Below are 8,463 nucleotides of genomic sequence, written 5' to 3' on the forward strand. Positions count from 1 at the left end.
CAAAAAATGCTATCATCGGCGGCATTTTTTAAAGGTAAGTAAAACTAACCTTTTGTTTATCATCATCCAACAACTTGGAATTTTTTGTGTTAACGACTGCAAACATCACCATGCAATTTGGCGATAAGCCATTATTTGAAAATATCTCGATTAAATTTGGTAATGGCAATCGCTATGGCCTGATTGGCGCAAACGGTTGTGGTAAATCCACCTTTATGAAAATCCTTAGCGGTGAACTTGAACCCTCTTCTGGTACGGTTTCCACTGATCCCAATGAGCGGATGGCAAAGCTGGGTCAGGATCAGTTCGCTTTTGAGAACTATACCGTGGTCGATACAGTGATCATGGGTCATAAAGAATTGTGGAAAGTAAAAGAAGAACGCGACCGCATTTATGCGTTACCGGAAATGACCGATGAAGATGGTATGCGAGTGGGCGATCTTGAAACTGAATTTGCTGAAATGGACGGCTATTCAGCAGAAGCTCGCGCCGGAGAGTTGCTACTTGGGCTTGGCATTCCTGAAGCGCAGCATTTTGGTTTAATGAGTGAAGTGGCTCCTGGTCTGAAACTTCGAGTTTTGCTGGCGCAAGTGTTATTTGCCGAACCAGAAATCATGCTGCTTGATGAACCGACCAACAACTTAGACATGCATACTATCGCTTGGTTAGAGCAAGTACTGCTGGCGCGTAACTGCACCATGATCATTATTTCTCACGACCGCCACTTTTTAAATACCGTATGTACTCATATGGCGGATTTAGACTATGGTGAGCTGCGTCTTTTCCACGGTAATTACGATGAATACATGAGCGCCGCTGAACAAGCTCGTGAGCGTTTACATGCTGACAACGCAAAGAAAAAGGCGCAAATCGCTGAGCTACAAACCTTTGTGAGCCGCTTTTCTGCTAACGCTTCAAAAGCCAAGCAAGCCACGTCGCGTCAAAAGCAGTTGGATAAAATTCAGCTACAAGAGGTTAAGCCATCAAGCCGTCAATCTCCGTTTATTCGCTTTGATCAAAAGAAAGAGCTATTTCGTAATGCGTTAGAAGTTGAAGGTCTAAAGCAAGGTTATGGCGATAATATTCTGTTTGATAACGTCAATTTAATGGTAGAAGTGGGTGAGCGCATTGCCATCATCGGTGAAAACGGGATTGGTAAATCAACCATGCTCAATACCTTAGCAGGTGCAATGGAGCCGATGGCAGGCATGATCAAGTGGTCTGAAAACAATCACATCGGTTTCTACGCGCAAGATCACGCCCATGATTTCAGTGAAGATATGACGTTATTGGATTGGATGAGCCAGTGGAAAAACGAAGGGGAAGATGAGCAAACGGTGCGAGGCATTTTAGGTCGTATGCTGTTTTCACAAAACGACATCAAAAAGTCGGTTAAAGTGATTTCTGGTGGTGAACAAGGTCGAATGCTATTTGGTAAGTTAATCATGCAAAAACCGAACATTTTGTTGATGGACGAACCAACCAACCACATGGATATGGAATCGATTGAAGCGTTGAACTTGGCGTTAGAGAACTACAAAGGTACTTTGCTGTTTGTCTCCCATGACCGCCAATTCGTTTCGTCTATTGCCACACGGATCATTGAAATAACTAAACAAGGCGTCAACGATTTCCACGGCACCTACGATGAATACTTGGCGAAACAAGGTTTGATAGGCTAATCAGGTACATCATGAACCTCTATGAAGCCATCGCATTGCGCGATGGCTTTTTTTATCGTAGAGCGGTTTATGGATGACTAGTCATTTTTACAATCAATGAAAATTATACCGTACAACGCTCAACCACTTTATCCATATAATGACGAGCTACGCGATTGGTTAATTTAATCGTTAATTCATAAGGGATGGTGCCAATATGCTTGGCTACCGTTTCTACTGGTAAGTTTTTTCCCCACATTTCTACGCTATCACCCACTTTATCCATCGCATCAGGCCCAAGATCTACGGTTATCATGTCCATGGATACTCGCCCGACAATTGGCACTTGGCGGCCATTAATAAATACTGGCGTACCTGCTGGGGCAGAGCGTGGATAACCATCACCATAGCCCATCGCGATAACGCCGATTTTCGTATCTCGTTTTGCATACCAAGTTTCACCATAGCCGACAGGTTGATTCGCGGTATGTTGACGAACAGCAATCAAACGTGTGGTGACGGTCATTACCGGCAGTAATTGGTGATCTATTCCCGAATGATAAAGGCTAGGGGAAATGCCGTACAAAGCTATCCCTGCTCTGGCGACATTGAACTGTGATTCTGGCCAAAATAAAATACCTGCCGAGTTAGCCAAACTTTTCGGGCCGGAATACGGAAACGCCGCTTGTGAAAAACACTCGATTTGTTTCAGTGTTGCAGGATGAGAAAGATCGTCGGCACAGCTAAAATGGCTCATAAAACCGAGTTGACCTTTAAGTTTTCCGCTTCGTTCAATGCGCTGCACATATTCTGTCACTTGTTCTGGCTGAACTCCAAGCCGATGCATTCCAGTATCAATTTTCAACCAAATGCTGATAGGGTTAGCCAAGTTACTTTGTTCTAAATCTCGTAATTGCTCTTCACAATGAATGACGGTTGCGAGTTTGAGGTCGGCGGCACGTTGTAAATCGTCAGCACAGAAACAGCCTTCCAGTAGCAGGACTGGCTGATCAATCCCATTAACGATAAGCTCTTCTGCTTCTTCGACTCGTGCTACGGCAAACCAATCTGCCATTAGGAGCGCTTTTGCCAACTGGACGGCACCATGACCATAGGCATCCCCTTTGATGACAGCAATCAGTTTTTGCTGTCCAGAGAGTGACTTTAAACGTAAATAGTTATGGCGAAGTGCGATTAAGTCTATTGAGGCCTGAGCGGTTTTCATACAACATCCTATGTACTTGAAATTCGTCTCTCTACATCAGAGATAACGGTCAACTTTTGGTTATTATGTAGCAAGTTTGTATGGTTTGTTAGTCTTTTGTGGTTTCATTGACTGTGATCTTGCTAATAATGTTGTATAAAATGTTGTTTGTTTTTGCTTGGGAAGAACGCTGTACCTTTCTCAAGGTGATTTTCAATTAAAAATACTGGCTTTAAGATAAAAACAGAATGTTTGATTTTGGTTATATAAAGATAGCTAATCGGGGAATGGGTTTCTGAAAGGGGGGTAATTAAACCATCTCTATCGTATAAGTTTTTGTTTTAAAAAATAGTTAATACGTGCTGCAGTTCATACTTTGAGCCATCGTAATGGTCTATGTCTTGATTCCGCTTTCCCACTAATAAAACCATTGGTAGCATAAGGTTATTGATGAGTAAACGATGTGGATACGATGATGACCGATGATCTTTTCTCTATTGTGACCAATCCAATCTTAAACCCGAAACAAAAAACGTTTGCCTTAGCGGCTCAAGCAGAAGCCAGTTTACCTTATGTCTCTCGCAGCCCAGAATTAATTGAGGCGATGGAGCAAGGCATTATTTGTGATATGTATGAGGGCCATGCACCGTTTAAACCTCGTTATGTCTTACCTGATTATCAACGCTTTCTAACTCAAGGTTCGCGCTATTTAGAGTTAACCCCTGCAGAAGATTTTGATGATGCATTAATGAAATTAATGGTGTTGTATCATCATGTACCCTCAGTAACCAATATGCCGGTATTCTTGGGCTACCTTGATCAACTGTTGCTACCTTATTGCGATGATGTGACTGACGAGCATCTTTACCGTTCCTTAAAACGTTTTTGGATTCAATTAGATAGAACGCTTCCCGATGCCTTTATGCATGCGAATATTGGCCCAGAGGATAATCGTGTTTGTCGCATGGTGTTAAAAATCGATGCTGAATTACAACAAGTTGCTCCTAATTTAACACTCATGTGCGACCCAGAGCGCACGCCAAACAGCTTACTTCGTCAAGCAACGGATAATATTATCCATTGCAGTAAACCACATATTGCGAATTGGCCTTTACATCAAGCCTTCTTTGTTGAGCAAAATGTGCAACCTAGTTTCGGCATTGTCAGTTGTTATAACGCCTTGCCTGTTCGTGGCGGTGCAAATACCTTGGTACGCTTGAATCTTAAAGCCGTTGCTGAACAAGCACAAAATATCGATACGTTCTTAAATCATACGCTGCCTTATTATTGCCACTTGATGTATGAGTTGATTGAGCAGCGTTGCCGTTTTTTGCATCAACAATCCAACTTTTTTCAAGGCTTTTTAGTCACAGAAGGGCTGATTGAAGAAGCTCGCTTTGCGCCAATGTTTGGTGTTTATGGCATGGCCGAAGCGGTCAATCATTTATTATTGGGTAAGGCAGAATATGGGCGCGACTCTGCGGCTAACCAACTCGCATTAACGATCAGCCAAACTTTAAGTGACATTGTCACTACAACGCCAGTCACTTATGGCTTAGCCAATCGAGCTTTACTGCATTCGCAAGGTGGGCTATCCATTGATACGCAGACCACACCAGGAATTCGAATTCGTTATGGTCAAGAGCCAGATCCGGTTAGCTATTTATTAGCCTTAGCACCGCAGCACGCTTACTATCCTTCTGGAGTCAGTGAGATTTTAACTCTAGACGAAACCATTAAAGCCAATCCTCAGGCGTTAACCGATCTCTGCTTAGGCGCTTTCGCTCATGGAATGAGAGAGTTCACTGCTAATACTCACGGAAATGATTTAGTGAGAATTACTGGTTATATGGTGAAAAAATCGGACTTAGAAGCGTATTATCAACAAGGCTCTCGCACGAATACGACGGCACTCGGCGCTGAAGCGTGCACCGAAACAAAAGTCACTCAACGAGCACCAAGAGTGGTGAGTCATGAATTTATTGCAGGTGAGTAATGCAGACCACAGTGATTTCGGATAATGATGAGATAACGATCCAACGCTCAATAACGGGGCAAGTTGCTCGATTGCTGCCTTATTCTGTGGTCGATGGGCCCGGCAACCGCTTGGTGTTTTTTCTCCAAGGCTGTAATTATCGCTGCCCGGCTTGTCATAATCCGCAAACGATTGCTCGCTGTCATGAGGATTCTCAAGCGATGACAGTGTTTGACGCTGTTGAGCAGATCTGGCAGCGGCGACACTTCATTACCGGCATTACTCTCAGTGGTGGTGAGGCGAGTTTACAAATCAAATTTGTTCGCGAGCTATTCAAAGCGGTGAAAACCATACCCGAACTGTCATCATTGACATGTTTACTCGATAGTAATGGCAGTCTTTCGCTCAAGCACTGGCAAAGCTTGTTGCCTTGGATGGACGGGGCAATGATCGATTTAAAAGCGTGGCATGAAAGGTGTCATTATCAATTAACTGGGCATAGCAATGTGCCCGTTAAACGGTCGTTACACTTTCTGGCTGAACATGGCAAATTAAGCGAAGTGCGTTTATTACTCATACCTGAAAAAACAGACTATGACCTATATAGCGAGTCATTAGCGCAATATTTAAATCAGTTACAACAGTTACAGTCAGCTCAGGGGGCGGCTTTTCAACTACGTGTTAATGCTTTTGCCAATCATGGTGTTTCTGGCATCGCTAAATCGTGGTCTGCGGCCACCCCGGAGCAAGTGAGCCGTTTAATGGCAAAACTTACTGATGATGCACTTTCCTATTAGCCTTGGTTAGAATAGCGATTGTACAATTCATTGGTGGAAGTTATGATTTGGCGTTTAAATCACAGAATGTATCTTGGCTAATGGAAAAGAATAGCTTCACCGACCTGATAGAGTATTTAATTGCCGATTCTGGGTACAGTAAACTGCAGTTGGCAGAAAAAGCGGGTATTTCACGTTCAAGTTTATACAATCTTATTAAAGGTGAGGTTGGTGAATGTAAATTATCGACATTGATTTCTCTTGCTGCGGCACTGAAAGTGCATCCTTTTGAATTGATTCAACCGTTTTTACGTCAATCAAAACCGGCAAATACAAGAACAATCAGTACCGAATTTATTGAAGATGTCACTTATCCTGATTACTCCCTAGTCATCCCCAATCAACGTTTTACTAAAATCTGGTCGGTACTCAACTCGGGTCAACAAGCATGGGAAAACCTCTTTCTTACTTGTCAAGATCAGCCCATTAATGGCAAAGAGAATTATGGTCTGCACCCCGTCAATCGCGCAGTGCCAATTCCTTATACTGAACCTAATCAAAGAGCGTCAGTGATGGTTGATTTTATTGCTCCTAGCTTGCCTTGCACCGTTATGTCTGAATGGAAAACGACAGACAGTAATGGGCAACTGGTTTTTCCTCATAAAAGCCCGCTTTATTGTCTCGTTAAAGTCTGTAGTTACTGAGTCGCTACTGACTATTATTTATTTTATGGAATGGAATCACGTGTTGATATCTAATGTATCGCGCCACTATTTTAACGGCCTTAGTTATGTCTTATTTGTTACGTCTTCATCATGGGTATTGGCTGAATCCGATGTACCTACGATGACAATTATCGGTTATCAACCGAGCTCCTTACCAATAGTATCGTTCAATCCTTATTCGCAGACGATCAATCATTGGTCAATCCAGCAAGCACCACAGTTTGCCGATAATAATTTCTCGACCTTAAGTTTCTATACTCCAAACATGCAACCAGATCGACTAGGCTCAGGGACTGGCGAAGATTATCGGCTACGTGGTTTTAATACTGGTGGACGTTTATTGCTTGATGGAATTTTAGATAATCAGAGTTTTTATACTCGTGACCGAGCAACTTATGAGCGAGTAGAGATCATTAAAGGTCATAATAGTGTCTTGTATGGTGCAGGCTCTCCCGGTGGATCAGTCAATTTTGTTAGTAAAAAGCCACGTTGGATAGCTCAGACAGACGTTAGTCTTGCGTTAGGAAATGAAGGTTATCGGCAACTGAGCTTCGATAGTACTGGTCCAATCAATGATAAATTTGCTTATCGTACCGTCTTATCTGCCTATGAGCGTGATACCTGGAAGCAAAATGTTTCAGAAAATCCGATAACTTTACTTAATGCATTAAGTTGGCAAAATCAGCTGAGTCAACTAACGGTGTCTTGGGAGTTCAGTGATCACAATTACCCGTATGATTTTGATAACGTCTATGCCAATGGCGCACCTGTATTCGGTGTCTCTTATGTTCATCCAGCAAGCGAAGCCAAACATCGTTATCATCGAGCCGATATCCAGTTTTATCATGACTGGACGAATGATTGGCAATTGGATGCTATCTATCGATACATTCAAGGTACTCGTCAAGAGCGACAAGTTGGATTTTTTTATTTAGTCAGTGATGATAAGCCATTAGTCGGTTTTTATCAGCGAGTGGATGAAACCTTTCATCAACATACCGCGCAGGTGGCTGTGACTAAACACAGCCAGTGGGCTAACAAAGCACAACAGACACGTTTGGGTATCAGTCATCACCGTACCAATGCCGTTGGTGATAATGCCAGAGCGGTCGGATTGTTTTCGTTAGATATCTATCAACCCGATTTTTCATTTACTTTACCCAGTACGGAGCAATTAATTCCCAGAAAAACCGATTTAGCATGGAAAGAAAATGCTTGGTTTATCCATCATGGTATTGAGTTAATGCCAAATTGGTATTGGGCGGCAGGATTGCGGAGTAGTGATTATCAATTAAGTAACCAACGTAATCAGCTCATCTTAGGTGAGAACCGTAACCGACATACTAGTTATGCAAGTGGTCTGAATTGGCAAGCCAGTCGAGATCATCAATTTAGGTTAAGCTACAGCCAATCGTGGTTACCTAATAATGGACAAAGCTCAACGGGCGATTACTTTGAGCCTAGCCGAGGATCTCAGTGGGAGCTTGGATGGCAATGGCGAAAATTAACCTATTGGTTTGATATGGCAGTATTTGATATTCGGCAGGATCAGTTGTTAATGCGTGATCCTCAAGATCCGAGTGCAAGAATATTAGCAGGCGAAAATCACACCAAAGGAATTGAACTCAGCGGGGTATTGGCTCTGACTCAACAATGGCAACTGTATCTAATGAGCAGTTGGTTAGACAGCGAAATGGTCAAAAGTGATAACTACCAAGGAAAGCAATTGCCAGGCGTTGCAAACCATCAGCAAGCTGCAATGCTAATTTATCAACCCCAGCCTGAACTGCAATGGACATTAGGGATGGTAAGGCAGCCTAAACGTTGGGGGGATTCAGATAATACCTTTAAAGTCGATGGGTATGTACGTTGGGATAGTGAAGTTCGCTGGCGATTAAAAACGAATAGCGAACTATCTGCGAGCATACAAAATATTACTGATAAAGATTATGTGTCTTACATCGGTGGTCGTGATTTTGCTCGTTTCGGTGAACCACGAACGTGGCGAGTGACATTCCTTCATCATTGGTAATAGTGAGATAAAGCGATATTTATCTGTAATTTGTGATCCAGCAGGGTCAACTGTCCAACCAATTGGACACTAGGCTTGCTACTCTAATTG

General features: G+C 42.8%; 6 protein-coding genes. 5 read left to right on the forward strand and 1 reads right to left on the reverse strand.

From position 1 onward, the window contains the following. Nucleotides 1-86: 86 nt before the first annotated feature. Nucleotides 87-1,682, forward strand: a complete 1,596-nt coding sequence (locus CAG60_RS02295; RefSeq protein ID WP_158137317.1) for an ABC-F family ATPase — start codon at nt 87-89, stop codon at nt 1,680-1,682. A 103-nt stretch (nt 1,683-1,785) separates the two neighbouring features. Here the strand turns inward: CAG60_RS02295 and alr are convergent, their stop codons facing one another. Then, nucleotides 1,786-2,886, reverse strand: a complete 1,101-nt coding sequence (alr, locus tag CAG60_RS02300; protein WP_161438183.1) for an alanine racemase — start codon at nt 2,884-2,886, stop codon at nt 1,786-1,788. Between the two features lie 451 nt (nt 2,887-3,337). Between alr and CAG60_RS02305 the strand changes: the two genes are divergently transcribed. The 4 genes from CAG60_RS02305 (at nt 3,338) to CAG60_RS02320 (ending at nt 8,373) form a co-directional block, all read left to right on the forward strand. Then, nucleotides 3,338-4,861, forward strand: a complete 1,524-nt coding sequence (locus tag CAG60_RS02305; RefSeq protein WP_237667742.1) for a YjjI family glycine radical enzyme — start codon at nt 3,338-3,340, stop codon at nt 4,859-4,861. Then, on the forward strand, nt 4,861-5,637 hold the full coding sequence (locus tag CAG60_RS02310) for a 4Fe-4S cluster-binding domain-containing protein (protein WP_161438184.1): 777 nt from the start codon (nt 4,861-4,863) through the stop codon (nt 5,635-5,637). The genes CAG60_RS02305 and CAG60_RS02310 overlap by 1 nt, the downstream gene beginning before the upstream one ends. An 80-nt stretch (nt 5,638-5,717) precedes the next feature. Next, nucleotides 5,718-6,320 (forward strand): NBR1-Ig-like domain-containing protein, encoded by a 603-nt coding sequence (locus tag CAG60_RS02315; RefSeq protein ID WP_158137320.1) that lies wholly within the window; start codon nt 5,718-5,720, stop codon nt 6,318-6,320. 40 nt (nt 6,321-6,360) lie between these two features. Next, nucleotides 6,361-8,373 (forward strand): TonB-dependent receptor domain-containing protein, encoded by a 2,013-nt coding sequence (locus CAG60_RS02320; RefSeq protein WP_161438185.1) that lies wholly within the window; start codon nt 6,361-6,363, stop codon nt 8,371-8,373. Nucleotides 8,374-8,463: the final 90 nt, after the last annotated feature.

The organism is Vibrio sp. V33_P6A3T137 (assembly GCF_009904835.1).
Taxonomy (GTDB): Bacteria; Pseudomonadota; Gammaproteobacteria; order Enterobacterales; family Vibrionaceae; genus Vibrio; species Vibrio metschnikovii.